The 16603-nt window shown below is 59.1% G+C and carries 21 protein-coding genes; 14 read left to right on the top strand and 7 right to left on the bottom strand.

Annotated elements, in window-relative coordinates:
• Positions 1-14: 14 nt before the first annotated feature.
• Positions 15-767: an SDR family NAD(P)-dependent oxidoreductase gene (locus D3Y57_RS15135; RefSeq protein WP_121153911.1), complete on the top strand. Its 753-nt coding sequence runs from the start codon at positions 15-17 to the stop codon at positions 765-767.
• Here D3Y57_RS15135 and D3Y57_RS15140 read toward each other — a convergent pair.
• Positions 764-1327, bottom strand: a complete 564-nt coding sequence (locus tag D3Y57_RS15140; protein ID WP_239025878.1) for an EthD domain-containing protein — start codon at positions 1325-1327, stop codon at positions 764-766. The genes D3Y57_RS15135 and D3Y57_RS15140 overlap by 4 nt on opposite strands.
• On the bottom strand, positions 1324-1764 hold the full coding sequence (locus tag D3Y57_RS15145; protein ID WP_121156023.1) for a nuclear transport factor 2 family protein: 441 nt from the start codon (positions 1762-1764) through the stop codon (positions 1324-1326). The genes D3Y57_RS15140 and D3Y57_RS15145 overlap by 4 nt, the downstream gene beginning before the upstream one ends.
• Before the next feature lie 127 nt (positions 1765-1891).
• On the opposite strand from D3Y57_RS15145, the gene D3Y57_RS15150 reads away from it, so the two are divergent.
• The 6 genes from D3Y57_RS15150 (at position 1892) to D3Y57_RS15175 (ending at position 5538) form a co-directional block, all read left to right on the top strand.
• Positions 1892-2836, top strand: coding sequence for a haloalkane dehalogenase (locus D3Y57_RS15150; RefSeq protein ID WP_162987156.1), 945 nt, complete (start codon positions 1892-1894; stop codon positions 2834-2836).
• A 9-nt stretch (positions 2837-2845) separates the two neighbouring features.
• Positions 2846-3568, top strand: coding sequence for an EthD domain-containing protein (locus D3Y57_RS15155; protein WP_205590068.1), 723 nt, complete (start codon positions 2846-2848; stop codon positions 3566-3568).
• A gap of 98 nt (positions 3569-3666) precedes the next feature.
• Positions 3667-4173 (top strand): SRPBCC domain-containing protein, encoded by a 507-nt coding sequence (locus D3Y57_RS15160; RefSeq protein ID WP_205590069.1) that lies wholly within the window; start codon positions 3667-3669, stop codon positions 4171-4173.
• Positions 4170-4649, top strand: coding sequence for a nuclear transport factor 2 family protein (locus D3Y57_RS15165; protein WP_121153917.1), 480 nt, complete (start codon positions 4170-4172; stop codon positions 4647-4649). The genes D3Y57_RS15160 and D3Y57_RS15165 overlap by 4 nt, the downstream gene beginning before the upstream one ends.
• Complete coding sequence (locus D3Y57_RS15170; protein WP_121153919.1) at positions 4646-5185, top strand: nuclear transport factor 2 family protein; 540 nt, start codon at positions 4646-4648, stop codon at positions 5183-5185. The genes D3Y57_RS15165 and D3Y57_RS15170 overlap by 4 nt, the downstream gene beginning before the upstream one ends.
• A complete protein-coding gene (locus D3Y57_RS15175) occupies positions 5182-5538 on the top strand; it encodes an EthD domain-containing protein (RefSeq protein WP_121153921.1) in 357 nt (118 codons plus the stop codon). The genes D3Y57_RS15170 and D3Y57_RS15175 overlap by 4 nt, the downstream gene beginning before the upstream one ends.
• A 3-nt stretch (positions 5539-5541) precedes the next feature.
• Here the strand turns inward: D3Y57_RS15175 and D3Y57_RS15180 are convergent, their stop codons facing one another.
• From D3Y57_RS15180 to D3Y57_RS15200, 5 genes are all read right to left on the bottom strand, one after another.
• On the bottom strand, positions 5542-6012 hold the full coding sequence (locus tag D3Y57_RS15180; protein WP_121153923.1) for an Lrp/AsnC family transcriptional regulator: 471 nt from the start codon (positions 6010-6012) through the stop codon (positions 5542-5544).
• Positions 6009-6527, bottom strand: a complete 519-nt coding sequence (locus tag D3Y57_RS15185; protein ID WP_121153925.1) for an Lrp/AsnC family transcriptional regulator — start codon at positions 6525-6527, stop codon at positions 6009-6011. Before D3Y57_RS15185 ends, D3Y57_RS15180 begins: the two co-directional genes overlap by 4 nt.
• A gap of 83 nt (positions 6528-6610) precedes the next feature.
• A complete protein-coding gene (locus tag D3Y57_RS15190; protein WP_121153927.1) occupies positions 6611-7471 on the bottom strand; it encodes an SDR family NAD(P)-dependent oxidoreductase in 861 nt (286 codons plus the stop codon).
• Positions 7468-8229 (bottom strand): SDR family oxidoreductase, encoded by a 762-nt coding sequence (locus D3Y57_RS15195; protein ID WP_121153929.1) that lies wholly within the window; start codon positions 8227-8229, stop codon positions 7468-7470. The genes D3Y57_RS15190 and D3Y57_RS15195 overlap by 4 nt, the downstream gene beginning before the upstream one ends.
• Positions 8230-8249: 20 nt before the next feature.
• Entirely contained in the window at positions 8250-9962 is a 1713-nt protein-coding gene (locus D3Y57_RS15200; protein ID WP_121153931.1) for an FAD-binding protein, read from the bottom strand.
• A 318-nt stretch (positions 9963-10280) separates the two neighbouring features.
• On the opposite strand from D3Y57_RS15200, the gene D3Y57_RS15210 reads away from it, so the two are divergent.
• The 7 genes from D3Y57_RS15210 to D3Y57_RS15235 are packed head-to-tail and all read left to right on the top strand — an operon-like array spanning position 10281 to position 16589.
• A complete protein-coding gene (locus D3Y57_RS15210) occupies positions 10281-11492 on the top strand; it encodes an acyl-CoA dehydrogenase family protein (protein WP_121156027.1) in 1212 nt (403 codons plus the stop codon).
• Positions 11493-11525: 33 nt separating this feature from the next.
• Positions 11526-12341: an alpha/beta fold hydrolase gene (locus D3Y57_RS15215; RefSeq protein WP_121153935.1), complete on the top strand. Its 816-nt coding sequence runs from the start codon at positions 11526-11528 to the stop codon at positions 12339-12341.
• Complete coding sequence (locus tag D3Y57_RS15220; RefSeq protein WP_277873314.1) at positions 12316-13110, top strand: fumarylacetoacetate hydrolase family protein; 795 nt, start codon at positions 12316-12318, stop codon at positions 13108-13110. The genes D3Y57_RS15215 and D3Y57_RS15220 overlap by 26 nt, the downstream gene beginning before the upstream one ends.
• Before the next feature lie 11 nt (positions 13111-13121).
• Positions 13122-14066, top strand: coding sequence for an acetaldehyde dehydrogenase (acetylating) (locus tag D3Y57_RS15225; RefSeq protein WP_121156028.1), 945 nt, complete (start codon positions 13122-13124; stop codon positions 14064-14066).
• A complete protein-coding gene (dmpG, locus tag D3Y57_RS15230; RefSeq protein WP_121153939.1) occupies positions 14063-15100 on the top strand; it encodes a 4-hydroxy-2-oxovalerate aldolase in 1038 nt (345 codons plus the stop codon). Before D3Y57_RS15225 ends, dmpG begins: the two co-directional genes overlap by 4 nt.
• On the top strand, positions 15097-15711 hold the full coding sequence (locus D3Y57_RS21190) for an FAD-dependent oxidoreductase (RefSeq protein ID WP_277873315.1): 615 nt from the start codon (positions 15097-15099) through the stop codon (positions 15709-15711). The genes dmpG and D3Y57_RS21190 overlap by 4 nt, the downstream gene beginning before the upstream one ends.
• Positions 15645-16589: an FAD-binding protein gene (locus tag D3Y57_RS15235; RefSeq protein ID WP_277873358.1), complete on the top strand. Its 945-nt coding sequence runs from the start codon at positions 15645-15647 to the stop codon at positions 16587-16589. The genes D3Y57_RS21190 and D3Y57_RS15235 overlap by 67 nt, the downstream gene beginning before the upstream one ends.
• The last annotated feature ends 14 nt before the right edge of the window (positions 16590-16603 follow it).

A 16603-nucleotide genomic window follows, 5' to 3' on the forward strand; every position in this document is an offset into this window, starting at 1 on the left:
GCAAGGAACGGGAAATGCAACGGTTCGATAATCGGGTGGTTTTGGTAACGGGCGCGGCTTCGGGCATCGGCCGTGCGACCGCGACACGCCTCACCTCTGAAGGAGCGTCTGTGTTGTGCGCAGATCGTAACATGGCGGGCGCGGAGGAAACTGCTGCCGGGTTGAAAGGCAAAGGTGCCGCGTGGCTGCTTGATGTCGCGGACCCGGCATCGTGCGAATCTGCGGTCGCGGAAACGCTGCGCCTCTATGGCCGGATCGATGCGCTCGCCAACATCGCCGGGATCGGCAGTTTCGGACACGTCGCGGAAATCGACGATGTGACCTGGCAGCGGGTGATTGGCGTCAACCTGACAGGCGTGTTCCAGATGATGCGCGCCAGCCTGCCGCATCTGATCGAAGGGCGCGGCAATATCGTCAATATTTCGAGCGCGGCCGGACTGATCGGTGTGCCTTACGGGGTCGCCTATTCCGCTTCCAAGAGCGGCGTGATCGGCCTTACGAAATCGATTGCCGTCGAATATGCGACGCGCGGCGTTCGCGTAAATGCGATCTGTCCCGGAGCGGTCAACACGCCGTTGATCGCGGGCGGGTTCGACGCAATCGAAAACCTGGAGGCGCATTTGTTCCAGCGGCTTACACCGCTGCTCGGCGCGATGGCTGAACCAGAGGACATCGCGGCGGCGGTTGCATTCCTCGCCTCCGACGATGCCCGTTTTGTCACGGGTGCCACCCTTGCCGTCGACGGGGGCAGACCGCGATCTGATTAGCCCTGCAAGGTGGCGGGGTCCGTTTCGGTCAGCGTCACCGACAGTGTCGGCCCTGCGCGCCAGCCGGGCGGCAGGGTCGGTGCGGTGTCGCCGATCCGCGCGATTGCCGCGAACGGCGACTTACGCTCATCGAGAGGGGACAGCAGGTCCAGGCCCGCACCCACCTTGCGACACGCTTCGATCAGCGCGTCGCTTTTCCCGCCATCGTCATGGATCATCAACAGCCGCGTGCCGGTGTCGTTATCGACCAGCACGGGATCGGCCCGAACGGCGATATTGGCGACCTGATCCAGAAACTTGCGCTCGTCCGCACGCATCGTCTCGCCGGTTTCGCCGGTCATCAGGGCGCCGATGGCTTCCAGCGAGCTTACCCAGAACTCCGACACGCAATCGAAGCCCGGCTCGATACCCTGATCGACAAGATGGTTGCGGCGATAACGTCGGAACGGGAACAGGGGCACCGCCAGCGGGGCGTGACGTTCTTCGTAATGCTGGCGAAAGTCTGCGCGGCTGATGTCTTTGCGACGCGGCATGAAATCGACGGTCTTCACCGTCGTCATGGCAACATCCCCTCTGGCGCGTTGAACGACCAGCATTTCTCCTCGCGGCGATGCGCGATTCGCCATCCTGCGTCGGTGCGGACCAGTTCGTCGCGATACCATAGGCCGATGAAGAACATCCGGTCCTCGCCTTCATGTTTCACCATCATCGGGTTGAACAGGATCGTGCGGGCCTTTGCGCTGTCGCCATCCAGATCGAGGCGGGTGGTTGCCGACATGTGCTGGTACACGCCGAAATTCGCCATTGCCCCGGCGAGGTAACGCTTCGTGTCCTGAAGCGAACCCTTCTCTCCACCCAGCTCGCTATAATCGATGATGGCGTCGGGGGTGAACACCTTGTCCAGCGCATCGTAATCCGCATCGTCGATTGCGTGCGCATAACGCGCGATAAGATCCTGAATCTCGATCCGATCGGACATTTCCTGCATCGAAAGCATCTTTTTCTCTCCTTTACAGCCATGTTTCCGGCCTTTGGACAGAATGCGTGAAGCGACACTGTCTTGCAACCATTCTAATTAAATGCGTAATGGTGACAGATCAAACGTCCGCAAGAAGAGGATGGTTATGTCACGAGCCGCCGTATTGCGCACCCCGGACGAACGGTTCACCAACCTGCCGGATTTCGCCTTCGAACCTCATTACCTGACGATAGAAGACCCCGTTCTAGGCCCATTGCGCCAGCACTGGATTACACTCGGCGACGACCGAAATGGCGTCGTCCTGATGCTCCACGGCGAACCGAGCTGGAGCTTTCTCTACCGCAAAATGCTCTCCCCGGTCGCCGCAGCAGGCTGGCGTTGCATCGCCCCCGACCACATCGGCTTCGGCAGATCGGACAAACCCACAGACCGGACCATCTTCACCGCAGACAGATTCGTCGGCTGGATGCGGCAGTTCGTTGAGCAACTGGATCTTCAACGGATCGTTCTTGTCTGCCAGGATTGGGGCGGCCCAATCGGCTTGCGACTGTTGGCAGAAATGCCCGATCGGTTCGCTGGGGTCTTTGCCACCAACACTTTATTGCCGACAGCAGAGCCTCCACCGCGGGGGGTAGCTGACTGGCCGGGACCGATCATAACGCCCTGGATCGAACTTTGCCGATCCAGCAATGACTTGCCAGTGAGCGAAATCATCGCGGCCACCTGCGTCGATCGACCTGCGCCGGATGTGCTGGCCGCCTATGACGCGCCCTTCCCGGACTTGTCTTACAAGGCGGCGGCATTGGCGATTACGACGTTGATTCCAGTAGATGCCGAAGCACCCGGCATAGCGGCCAACCGCGCAGCATGGGATATCCTCGAACGCTTCGAGCGCCCGTTCGCGACCGCGTTCAGTGATGCAGACCCTGCAACCGCGGCATGGGAAGAAGTGTTCCGGTCCCGCGTGCCGGGCGCCGCCAGAGCGCTCCACGTTCGGATCGGGCGCGCTGGTCATTTCGTGCAGGAGGAACAGGGCGCTGAGTTGGCGGCAGCGCTGGTCGCGTTCCTCGCGACGATCATACCCGAATAGGAGAGAAAAATGGAAAAGCTGATCTATGCGCTGTGGCGTGACCCCGCGGAATCACGCGATGCGTTCAACGCGCGCCTGCTGGGGCCAGTGGCGGACGCAATCCGTCCACATGTGCGGGCGCTGCGTGCCAATGTGCAGGATGAGACCGTTGTGGGCGGGACCAATCCGCGCTTCGTCGTGACGCAGCCACAGATGGAAGCCGTTGTCCAAATCTGGGTCGATACGGCATATCCTCCGGCGCGTGCGCCGATCGAGGCTGTGCTTGGCGGAGGCGCGCAGCGGCTCGAAGGCTGGCTCGTCTGCGAATCCGTTCCATTGCCCAATCGGAATCACCCGCCGCGACCGGGCGAGCCGACCGATGGTTTCTCACAAGTTGTCTTTTTCGAGCGCCCCGCCACTTTGGACGCTGAAACCTGGCGGCGAAACTGGCAGGACGAGCATACGACGGTCGCTACCGACACACAGAGCAATTTCGAATATACCCAGAACCTGGTTGTAAGGCCACTGACCGAAGGTGCCGCAAGTTATGCAGCGATCGTCGAAGAATGTTTCCCGTTTGCCGCGATGGCGGATCGATCGATCTATTATGACGCCGTTGGCGACCCTGCGAAGCTTGAGTCCAACTATGCCAGAATGATGCAGAGCTGTGCCCGATTCATGGGGCCAGCGGGGGCGACTGCATTCCGATGCGGCAATATGAGCTACTTTCCCTCACCTAACTATGATGCGTAGCAAATGTGCAAATATTCTACGCAAAATGTTGACCCATTCATCTATAACGGTCACTGTCACCTGAGAGTCGGCAGTAATAGTCGATAAGGAGGATTCCCATGGTTAATGATCCCGGCACGCCGCCGTCCTATGATCCCGCGATGACGGTCCGTTCGGAAACCGTCACGATCGAGGCACCTGCATCTATTGTGTGGGAAGTGCTGACCGATCTGCCGAATTACGGGACGTGGAACCCATTTTGCTTTGCTGCCGAATCCACACTCGAAATCGGTGCGCCGATGAACATGCAGCTCAACAATTACACGATGCCCGGTGCAACCTATCCGAATGTGGAATATGTTTGCGCCAAGGTGTCAGAGCGGCTGTTGTCCTGGGAATTGCCCCACACTGATGCGATGCCTTATCCGGCCCGGCGCGATCAAGTGATCGAAGCGCTTAGGTCCGATCGCTGCACCTATTATTCGACGGACGCCTTTTTCGGACCGAACGCCACGCATGTGATGTTTTTCTGCGGGGCGTGGGTGAAGCGTGCTTTCGACGATACTGCGCAAGGGCTGAAACGTCGCGCTGAGCAGATTTATAGTGAACGCAAGGCCGCCGTATGACGCTGCGCCTGGAAGATATCGAACATATAAAGCGTCTGAAATATAGCTATGCCCGTGCTCTGGACACCGGCGATATCGCGCGCGCCGGGGCCTGTTTCACCGAAGATGCCGAGATCGACTATCGCGGCGGCAGCTATCGCTTCACGTTAAAAGGTCGGGTTCCGATCGAGGAGGCATTACGCGTTGCCTTCCATCCGGGTCTCGTCGGATCGCACACGATGCACATGCCGATCATTGACGTTCACGATAACGATACGGCTGACGGACAATGGACGCTGATCGATTATGCGCTGAACCTGGCGGAAGACAATAAAGCCACCGTCGGTGCGGCGCACTATGTCGACCGCTATGTGAAACTCGACGGACGCTGGCTTATCGCGCGGACCGAATATGATCGTATCTACGAGCGGGTTTATCGAGAGACAGAGCCGGGTGTTACGGCCCATATGTTAGCAACCGTGCTGGCTGGTCGATGAGCGTCGATGCGGAAGCCCTGCAGGATTTGATCGACAAAGAAGCAATTCGGACGCTGATCTCTGCCTATTGTAACGCAGCCGACCGCCACGATCATGTAAAGATGCGCAGTCTTTACCATGAAGATGCGATCGACGATCACGGTGCAATGTCGAGCGGACCCGCGATGGATTTTATCGATCGGTTGCCAGAGATTCAGGCTTCGATGGAAATTCTTCATCATAATGTCACCACCATCAACATCGCCATCGACGGTGATTATGCCGAGGGTGAGGTTTACCTGTTGGCGCTTCATCGAGTGAAGGGTCCCGACGGACCATTCGATGTTCTGGTGGGTGGACGGTATTTCGATAAATACGAGCGGCGTGACGGGAAATGGAAATTCGCACACCGTGCCATCGTGGCCGACTGGGCGAACATTCATTCGCCCTCTATCGTTGATCTGAATCATCCGTTTCTGACTGGCGCGCACATCGGAAAACCGGGACTGGCTGACCCCTCCTACGATTTCTTCCGCTTGTTGGGACGCGGCGCGTGACCTGCAAATCGATTGCGCTGTTGCGGCGACGTACGGATCTTAGCCGCGAGGCGTTCATCACTTACTATGAAGAACGGCATGCGCCCCTGATCCGTTCGCTGTTACCGGGTATCGTCGACTATCGACGAAACTTCACAAACTTCGACGCCGCATACGTATCCGAAGGCGCGGCTCCATTCGACTTCGACGTGGTGACTGAACTCTGGTTCATGGACCGCGCCGCCTATGATGCGGCAATGGCGATCGCGACGCGCGCAGACATCGCCCAGCGTATTGCCGAGGATGAGGCAAATTTTCTCGATCGGACAGGGACGCGGATGTTTCTGGTCGACGAACGCGAAAGTCCGCGCTGAGCGTCAGTCCACCAGAACGCAGTAGCGGAAATCATGCTTGATGAAATTCTGGCCCAGGCTGTAGCGAACGCGGCGAACACCGGGGATTTTGTCGATCGTCTGGTGCAGAAATTCGGTCAGCTGACTGCCATTTTCCACAAGCGTCATCGCCAGAACGTCGGCACGACCGAGCATGGTCGAGACGAAGCCAATCTCGGGGAGAACGGCAAGCCGTTCGGCCAATTCCTGAATATGCCCCGCCGTATCCGCCTCGATCCAAAGATACGCGAGGATCGGATTACGTAGTCGGTTTGCGTTGGTGACTGCGGCGACGCGGATAACCTTGTTATCCAACAGCCGCTTCAGGCGCGATCGGATCGTACCTTCGGTTAGCCCGAACTCGCGTCCGATCTCTCGGTTACTGACGCGGGCGTCATGGCTGAGTCGATCAATGATCTTGCGGTCGAGCTCGTCGAGCGAAATGCGTGGCGTCATAGCGGAACCCATTCGGGATTATATTTAAGGATTTTCATCGACAGACCGGGAAACAGCCGCTCCACGCCTTCGACATGGGCGATTTCGTCGGTCAGCAACCGATCGAGCTCCTGTATGTCCCCGGCGACGACCTGAATCTCTAGATCGTACATACCGATGGTCACGTTGACGGTGATAACGTGGTCGAATTTGGCAAGGTCGGCCCCGACGTCGTTTGCCGAACGCCCTTTTACCTGAACGCCGACTGCCGCGATGGCATTGAAACCCATCGCGGACAGATCACGCATTGCGACGACACGGACCGCGTTGTTTGCTTCGAGTTTGCGAAGGCGGGTGCGGACGGTTGCTTCGTTGACTTCGATCATCCGGGCCAGATCGCGGTTTGCGATACGACCGGACTGGCGGAGCGCGGCGATGATCTTTTCATCCACCGGCTCCAACACCACTTGCGGTGGACTGTCGTGAACGGGCGAGGCCGGACGTTCCTTGCCCTTTCGAGTCGTCTTCGTCGCCATCTTCACTCCCAATATGTCAGATCGTGGCCAACCCTCTGCACTAACTCACGTAGTTTCGAAAGCCCCTGCTTCCGCAACCCAGTCTATCGAACGATAGCGGGGTGCGGAATGCGCGGTTCACCGAGCATCGCGCGGAACGATGGCGGGTGTTTTCCCTGATCGTCGATGCCATATTTTTCCCCAGCTTCTGCCCCGATGAGCGTCTGGCCGCTTAGTGCCATACGTGCCGGATCGGCATGAATCGCGGCGATAATGCTGCCGGTGAATTCCGGTGTTTCGGCATTTTCCATGATCACTTCATACTGGTCGGGGCGCTCTTCGATAGCCTTCGCCGTCCGTTCGGTTTTCAGCGGACCCATCCAGATCGAGACGGCGGCAACATCATGATCCTTGAGATCGACTCCCATGTCCGCAGCGAACTTATCGACCCCGGCTTTCTGCGCGCCATAGGCGGGGCCATGCATGTAGCAGGCGGAGCCGAAGGACGAGGTAAAGGCGATCAGGCCCCCGCCAGTGCGGATCATCAAAGGAGCGGCATGAAAGCTCGCGACATAGCCTGAACGCAAGCCGACATCGAGGATATCGACCAGCGCGAGCGGACGTTCCCAGAAGCCGCCGGGCTGTATCAGAGCATCGTCTATAACCGTTGCGTTGTTGACCAGAACGTCCAGTCGGCCCTCGTCGCGTTCAACCTGTGCGAAAAGCGCGGCGACCGCGGCGTCGTCGCGGTGGTCCACCGCAACGGCGATGCCGCGCCCGCCGGCCGCATCGATAGCCTGCGCGGTGGCACCGACGGTGCCGGGCAGGGGGGCACTGCCTTCAACGGTAGTGCGGCCTGTGACATAAACGGCGTAGCCCGCCGCGCCGAGCGCGCGCGCGATTCCGGCGCCCGCGCCACGGCTGGCACCGGTAACTACGGCGACTGGTCGATTGTCTTTCGTCATGCTGAATGCTCCTTTACGATATCAAGAAAGGGGGGGCGCTCACCGCCGCCATGCACTTCCAGCGCGGCGCCGGTGACATAGGATGCGGCGGGGGAAGCCAGAAAAAGAACAGCCTCCGCGATCTCATCGGCGCGACCAAGACGTTGTGCGCCGATGTTGCTGGCTATAGCCGCCTGGGTAGCGGCATTTCCATAGGTGGCTTCGGTTGCCTCTGTTTCGACATAGCCGACGATGATGGCGTTTACCCGGATAACCGGACCCCATTCGTGGGCAAGGCTGCGGCCTAGCGCAATCAGTCCAGCTTTCGCTGCGGCATAAGCGACCGTGCGCGGTGATGGCCGGATGGCGGACACGCTCGCAATATTGACGATCGCCCCGCCGTGCGCCTGCATATGGCGGTGAGCAGCCTGTGAGAGGTTGAGTGGGGCGAGTAGATTTAGCGCGATTACCCGTTCGGAAAAGCGAGGAGAAGCGGTAGCAGCGTCCGCCTCGGGTGAACCCCCGGCATTGTTCACAAGGATATCGAGGCGTCCGTGGCGTTCGGCGACATCATCGACCATCACTAGCACTGCTGCTGGATCACGTACGTCGCAGGGGACAAACTCCAGTCCATCCGGGAGATCGCTGGCGGTTCGGCCACATACGACGACGTGGGCACCGGCGGCGGCGAGACGGCGAGCAATTGCCAGGCCGATGCCGCGCGTTCCCCCGGTCACAATCGCGACTTTGCCGGTGATGTCGCGGAGGTCGGTTGTCATGGGTTGAGTTTCTCCAGCGGTCATTGGTTAGCACGAGCGGCGTGGCGTGCAGCACGCCTGCCAGAAAAGAAGCAATCGGCGAATGACAGGCCGCTGACATAGGTTTGCGAGGCGATGCCGACTGCGGTGCGCCCGGCCGCATACAGGGCGGGGATGGGCTTGCCTGCCGCATCCAAGACCAGACCGCTCTCCTCGTCCACTCGCAGACCGCCGAATGTTATTACAGGCAAGGGCAGAAACCGGCTCTCGATCGAAATATCCATCGCGTAAAAGGGTGACGTGGCGATGGGCTGTATATCGCTGCCTTCCTTGCCGAACGGATCGGGTGCCAAGCCAGCGGCGGCGCGGTTGTAATCGGCGACGGTGGCAGCGAGGCCTGCGGGGTCGATGCCAATTTTGGCGGCAAGCGCTTCCAACGTTTTTGCTTTGCGTGCGTTAAAGGCAAGGTTGAGCAATGTAACGTCGCGCTGGAAGGGAACCAGCTTCGGATCGCGGGCCTGCTTGAATGCCTGACGCCGCAGCGCCTTGTCATAGATAAGCCAGGCGATGCCGCCCTGATGATCGCCGATATGTTCGCCCAGCGTTGCGCCATAAACGGTCTCGTCCACGAACCGCTTCCCCGCACGGTTGATGACGATCGCGTCAGACCATGCCTTTGGCGGGTTGATGAACCGCCATGCGCTGATCTTGTCCATCAGCGCAGTCGAGCCACCTGCCGTCATACCCAGCACGATCCCCGCACCCTGATCGCCCAGCGTGCCATTCGGCATCCCTTTGGCATAGGTGGGTGCGTAGCGGGCGACCATTCGCGGGTTCATGATGAAGCCGCCGGCACTCAGCAGGACGCCCTCGCGAGCGCGGATCATGTGTGTGGTACGGCCACGCGCCTCGATGGCCATAGCCTTGCGCAAATAATAGCTGCCGATTCCGATCGTGAGCGATGCGAGAGGAATGCTCGGTGGCAGCGCCGCGAGGAAAGAATTGGCCCGCGCAATATAGCGCGCAAACCGTGCGGCATCGGTCGACCCTTCGGGAATGGATAGAATCTTGACCCCGATGACGCGGCCGGATTTATCCTGAACCAACTGCCGCGCTTCCGAAAAACGATGAAAGCGCAGCCCGAGCCGCAGCGCCGATGCGGTGAGCGGAGCAGTGATGAACTTGCCTAAGCCCCACGCCTTCTTGCCATCGCGCCCAAATGCACGGTGGCCGCGTGCTGCGGGCTTCGCCTGGGCTCGATAACGCGCCACCAGCGAATTGTCGGGATGATAGAGGAAGCGATCGAGCGGCGGATAGGACGATTTTTCCTTCCAGACATTGCCGGCAAGCTTGCCGCCGTGCGCAATAATCCAGTCGACCGTGGATACGCTCTCTGTGACGAAGCGGCGTAGCGTGGCGTCCGACACCACTTCGCCTGCCTCCATGCGGAGGTATTTGAGCATTTCTTCCGGATCGTCGTCTTCGCCTTCTGCTTGCTGAATGACCGTGCCGCCGCCCGCGTAGAATACGCCACCGTTGGCCGCAGTTGAGCCACCGCCTTCGTAGCGATCAACAGCGACGACGCTCAGGCCGCGTTCAAGACCTTCCAACGCAGCCGCAATTCCCGCGCCTCCCAAACCGACGATGACGAGATCGGCCGTTTCATCCCATATAATTTCATCGGGATTATCAAGCACCAAGGGGTCCTCGACCGAAAGACCTAGATCGGCCGCCAGAGAGCTTGTTCCAGTCATCAGAAGCGCACGGAAACCTGACCGAGCACCCCGGTCATTGCCGACGTTCGTTGCTGCGCGACTGCCAACCCGACCATTTCTGCCATCGCCACTCTAACGAATATCATGCGTTGTCCCAGATGCCCCATTATCCCACTTCCTAGTATTGCAGGTCTTTGCCTGCCTTCTCGCATCAACGTAGCACGGGTATTTAAGTCGCGCCAGATCGGCAATTCATTATCATAAAGCTGTAGCTTGACGATATGCGTAGTAAACATTATTGAAGTTCTACGAATAAGGCTGTTGCAGAAACGATATAAAATGGCGCAGGAGATTGGCATGGCCACGGCAGTGAAGGCGAAGACGCTCGAGATCGAATATCCGACTGCGGAGGTTCTGGTCGAGCGCGCCCGCGCCATGATTCCTGTCCTGAAATCTCGCGCGAAGCAGGCGATTGCGGATTGTAAGGTCCCGATCGAGTCGATCGCCGAAATGAAGGCGGCGGGTTTCTTTAAAATTCTCCAACCGCGTCGCTGGGGCGGTTATGAGATGAACCCCAACGTGTTTTTTGATGTGCTGAAGCTGATCGCCGAAGGCTGCATGTCTACGGGCTGGGTCTATGGTGTCGTCGGATGTCACCCTTACGAACTCGCTCTGTTCTCCGACAAAGCGCAGACCGAAGTTTGGGGAGACGATAATTCTGTGCTCGTGTCTTCTTCCTATCAGCCGGTCGGAAAAGTTGAGCATACCGAAGGTGGCTATTATCTGAGCGGTCGCTGGGGTTTCTCCAGTGGTTCGCAGCATTGCGACTGGGTGCTGCTGGGTGCGCTCATCCCCTCGGTCGAGCCCGGCGGCCCGCCCGATATGCGCACCTTCCTGGTGCCCCGCCGCGATTATGTCATCGATGAAACATGGGACACATTCGGTCTGCGCGGCACCGGCAGCCATGACATCGTGGTAGAGCGCGCGTTTGTACCTGATTACCGGACCCATCGTGCAGCGGATGGGTTTCTTTGCACAAATCCGGGGCAAAAAGAGAATGCAGGGCCGCTGTTTACGCTCCCCTGGGCGCAGATTTTCCTTCGTTCAGTTTCTACGGCCGCGATCGGCGGTCTCCATGCGGCGATCAACGGCGCGCTGGTAATCGCCAAGGATCGCGTGTCGACCAATACCGGCAAGGCATCGAAGGCAGATCCCGCGCTGATGGCCGCGATTGCGCGCGCCTATGCGCAGTGCGGCGAAATGGAAGCAACGCTGACGTCCAGTTTCAATGCGATGATGGCAAAGGCGGAGCGGGGTGAGCCGATCGAGATGTCGGAGCGCGCGCTGAACCGTTATCAGTCATCCGCAGTGGTGCGTCGTTGCGCCGAACTGGTGGACGACATGCTCCCCCTTTTGGGCGGCCGTGCGATTTATATGTCCAGTCCCGTTGTTCAGCCTTGGCTCGACATCAACGCTGCACGAGCGCACGTTGCTAATGATCCCAATAACATGGCTGCGGATCTTGTCGGTGGATTAATGGGAGAGCCGCCTGCATTCCTGTTTCTATAACAGCAGAGCGCGGGACGGTGAGGGAGAAGTCGAATGTTGAGTGAAATGCGCCGGACCACCTACAATGTTGAAGGCGGTTACGAGATAAGCATCGCCGAAATCGGTGCGGGGCCAACCATTGTGTTCCTTCATGGTAGCGGCCCCGGCGCATCGGGCGCATCCAATTTTCGACTGAATATCGATACGTTCGTAGCGGCGGGTTATCGCGTGCTTTTGCCGGACCTGATCGGTTACGGCGCGTCTTCAAAACCTTCCGGTATAGATTACACGCTACAGCTTTTTACCGACACGGTTTACGAAGCATTGACAGCGGCTAACGTCGAATCGGCCATACTGGTCGGCAATTCTCTGGGCGGCGGCGTTGCCATGCAGATGGCATTGGATCACCCGGGTTTCGTAACGCGACTGGTAATGATGGCACCGGGCTGCGTTGAGGAATTGCCGGTCTATTTTGCGATGCCAGGAATTGCCAAAATGATGGGCGATTTCACAAGTCCGGACTTTACAGAGGCGGACCAGCGGCGGCTTGTTTCCAATCTTGTTTACGATCCTTCCGTGATATCCGACGCGCTCGTTTCCGAGCGTTACGCTGTGGCGCGCACGCAATCGAAAGATGTGCTGGCGCGGATGAAGACGCCCAATCTCGCCCCGCGCCTTGGCGAACTGACGATGCCGATCCTCGGTTTCTGGGGGCTGCAGGATGACTTTTGCCCGGTGAGCGGTGCTCAGCGTTTTCTTGATGCGTGTCCTGATGCGCGGTTCATGACCTTTAACAAGGTAGGGCATTGGGTCCAGGTTGAGCGCGCTGCTGAGTTCAACCGGTATGCGATCGCTTTCCTTAATGGTTGATTGTGCGGGCTGGACCGAACGACTCTATAATGCGCTGCGGGCGGGGACGACCATCCCGCCGATCAGCGGACAGGATGGCAGACTGACCATCGACGATGCCTACGCGATTTCCCTCGGCGTGTTGGAGCGACGTACCGCCGATGGCGAGCGTGTTGTAGGCAAGAAGATCGGGGTCACCTCTAAGCCGGTGCAGGATATGCTCGGCGTTCATCAGCCCGATTTTGGTTTTCTGACCGATCGAATGTGGGTCGATGGCGATATCGACATCGATGCCCATGGACTGATCCAGCCGCGTGCGGAGGCAGAAATTGCGTTTATACTGAAATCCAGTTTGAATGGTCCGGGTGTAACAGACGCAGACGTACTTGCCGCAACTGAGAGCATTGCGCCCTGTTTCGAGATTGTCGACAGCCGGATCGAAGACTGGAAAATCGGCATTGTCGACACGGTTGCCGATAACGCGTCCTGTGGCGTGTTTGCGCTGGGCGCAGCGCGGGTCGATCCGCGTGGACTCGACCTGCCGGGGTTACATGTCAAGGTCACCAAGAATGGTGCGCCGTTGAGCGAAGGCTATGGGTCGGCAGTGCAGGGGTCGCCGCTGACCGCGGTCGCCTGGCTCGCTAATACGCTGGGCGCTTATGGTGTGACGCTTAATGCTGGCGACGTAATATTATCGGGCAGTCTGGTGCCACTGGAGCCAGCGCGCGCGGGTGATAAATTCGAAATGGAGCTCGTCGGGATCGGCGAATGCAGTATCCGGTTCATCTAGGGAGTAGAATGTTGGCCAAAGTTAAGGCGGCAATAATCGGATCGGGCAACATCGGAACCGACCTGATGATGAAGTTCCTGAAGGGTTCCCAGCATATGGAACTCGTCGCTGTTGTTGGAATCGACGCCAAATCGGAAGGGTTGGCGATGGCGCGCGAACGTGGCGTCGCGACGACCCACGACGGAATCGAAGGATTGCAGGCAATGGACTGCTATCCGGAAATTGGCATCGTGTTCGACGCGACGTCGGCTTACGCTCACAAGGCGCATGATGCGGTGCTTCGCGCGGACGGCAAGCAGGTGGTCGATCTGACCCCCGCGGCGATTGGCCCTTTCACTATCCCGCCGGTCAATATGCACGCGCATCTCGACCAGCCCAACGTCAATATGGTGACGTGTGGCGGACAGGCGACGATCCCGATGGTCGCTGCGGTCAGTCAGGTTGCGACGGTGCATTATGCCGAAATCGTTGCTTCGGTGTCGTCGCGATCTGCCGGTCCCGGCACGCGCGCGAATATAGACGAATTCACGCGGACTACAGCGCGCGCGATCGAAGAGGTTGGTGGTGCCGCCAGAGGAAAGGCGATCATCATCCTCAACCCCGCCGAGCCACCGATGATGATGCGCGATACGATCTTCACTCTGTCTGAGGGCGGTGACGAAGCAGCGATCCGCGCATCGGTGACGGCCATGGTTGCCAAGGTTCAGGCCTATGTGCCGGGCTATCGCCTGAAGCAGGAGGTTCAGTTCGAACGCTATGGCGACAATAACCGGCTGACGATTCCGGGCTATGGCGAGTTCACTGGCATCAAGACCTCGATCTTTCTCGAGGTCGAGGGCGCTGGCGATTATCTTCCCAGCTATTCCGGCAATCTCGACATCATGACCGCCGCCGCAAAAGCGACCGGTGAGTTGCTTGCGCAGAAAATTCTTGATCGAAAGGCTGTGGCGGCATGAGCTTCGACGTCAACACGCAGAAACTTTACATTCAGGACGTGACGCTGCGCGACGGTATGCACGCGATCCGTCACATGTACGGCATCGACCACGTGCGGAACATTGCTCAGGCGCTCGATCGGGCCGGAGTGGATGCTATTGAAGTCGCGCATGGCGATGGCCTGTCGGGTGCGAGCTTTAACTACGGATTTGGCGCGCATACCGATTGGGAATGGCTCGAGGCTGTGGCTGACGTGTTGGAGCACGCGATCCTGACCACGTTGATCCTGCCGGGACTCGGCACGGTCGAGGATCTTCGCCGCGCTTATGATATTGGCGTCCGATCGGTACGCGTCGCGACGCATTGCACAGAGGCGGATGTGTCGAAACAGCATATCGGTATCGCACGCGACCTCGGCATGGATGTCGGTGGTTTCCTGATGATGAGCCATATGATCGAGCCCGAAGCGCTCGCCCAGCAGGCCCTGTTGATGGAAAGTTATGGTGCCCATTGCGTGTATGTGACCGACAGTGGCGGTGCGCTGGACATGGACGGAGTTCGCGATCGCTTCCGCGCATATGATCGTGTGTTGAAGCCCGAAACGCAGCGCGGCATGCACGCGCATCATAACCTCTCCCTCGGCGTGGCGAACTCGATTGTGGCGGCACAAGAAGGTGCCGTTCGGATCGACGCGAGCTTGGCGGGCATGGGCGCTGGCGCGGGCAATGCGCCGCTAGAGGTGTTTGCGGCTGCTGCCGATCGGAAGGGCTGGAACCACGGTCTGAACGTAATGACGTTGATGGATGCAGCCGAAGATCTGGTTCGACCGCTTCAGGATCGACCGGTGCGTGTCGATCGCGAAACGCTCGCGCTCGGTTATGCCGGCGTTTATTCGAGCTTCCTGCGTCATGCGGAAAAGGCTGCCGCGGATCACGGTCTGGATACCCGCGCGATCCTCGTCGAACTGGGTCGCCGGCGCATGGTTGGTGGGCAGGAGGATATGATCATCGATGTCGCGCTCGACATGGTTAAGGCGCGTGAGGCGGCGGCGTGACTAACGCTTCGCTGCATCGCCCGATCGATGTCGCTGACGTTCCTGCGTGGGATATCGTGACCGATGTCGCGGTGGTTGGGTTCGGCGCATCGGGGGCCTGCGCGGCTCTCGAAGCGGCGCGAGCCGGTGCGCGCGTGACCCTGTTCGAGGCAGGATCAGGAAGCGGCGGAGCATCCGCGCTATCGGGTGGTGAAATCTACCTCGGTGGCGGGGGTGGTACCGATGTGCAGCGTGCTGCCGGTTTCGAAGACAGTACCGAAGCACTGGCCGCGTATCTGAAGATGGCGGGCGGCCCCGATGCCGATGCCGACAAATGCGATCAATATGCGGCTGGCAGTCTCGACCATTTTGCATGGTTGAAGGAGCAGGGTGTTCCCTACAAAGGCACATTCCTGCCGGGGAAAATCATTGAACCGGAAACCGACGACACCTTGATCTGGTCGGGTAGCGAAGAAGCATGGCCTTATTCCGAAAGTGCCAAGCCCGCACCGCGAGGCCATGTGATACAGCATATGGGCTGGGGCGGGGCCGCCAGCTTGTCGATATCCTCGAGACGCGGGTTCGCGATGCGGGCGTTGACGTGCGTACCGATGCCCGTGTGCTCGGATTGATCGCGCAGGGTGAGCGGATCGTTGGGCTTGTCGCAAAGATCGATGGGCAGGTTTTGCACGTCCATGCGTTGCGTGGGGTAATTATCTGCACAGGCGGGTTCTGCATGAATCAGGACATGCTGCGCCGCTACGCGCCCGGCACGCTGAAACTGTCCGATCCGATCGGTGAGAACGACAATGGATCGGGTATTCTGATGGGCATGGGGGCTGGCGGCGACGCGATCCACATGGACGAGTTCTTCACCACCTGCCCGTGGATCATGCCTGAAAGTCTGGTGAAGGGCATCTTTGTCAACAGCCGGGGTCAGCGCTTCATTAACGAAGATTGCTATCATGGGCGGGTCAGCCGGACGATGATCGACCAGCCGGGTGATCGCGTGTGGCTGCTGGTGGACAACGAAATCTTCGCTCGCCCGATAGATCTTGCTCGTATCGATATTGCTGCGGTCGGGGACAGTTGGGAAGAGGTAGAGCGCGAACTCGGACTGCCAGAAGAGAGCTTGTCGGCGACAGTGCGCGCGTTCAACCGCTATGCAGGCGAAGGTGTTGATCCGGTCTGTCACAAGGCACCAAAGTGGCTGAAGGTTCTCGATCAGCCTCCGTTCGCGGCTCTCGAGCTGAGTTTTCCGGGCAGCTATTTTTCGTTTTTCACGCTTGGGGGCCTGTCGACGCTGCCCGGTGGAGAAGTCCTTGATCGAGGCGGTAAGCCCGTGCCCGGCCTGTTTGCGGCTGGACGCGCTACGTCTGGCCTGCCGCGATCGGGGCACGGTTACAGTTCGGGCATGAGCCTGGCCGACTGTACTTTCTTTGGCCGAAAAGCGGGGATGTCCGCTGCGATGGCAAGTGCAGATGCCGAACAGCTAGAGCCTGTTTCCTGAAGTTGCCATTTGAA

The organism is Sphingomonas paeninsulae (assembly GCF_003660165.1).
GTDB classification, from domain to species: domain Bacteria; phylum Pseudomonadota; class Alphaproteobacteria; order Sphingomonadales; family Sphingomonadaceae; genus Sphingomonas_O; species Sphingomonas_O paeninsulae.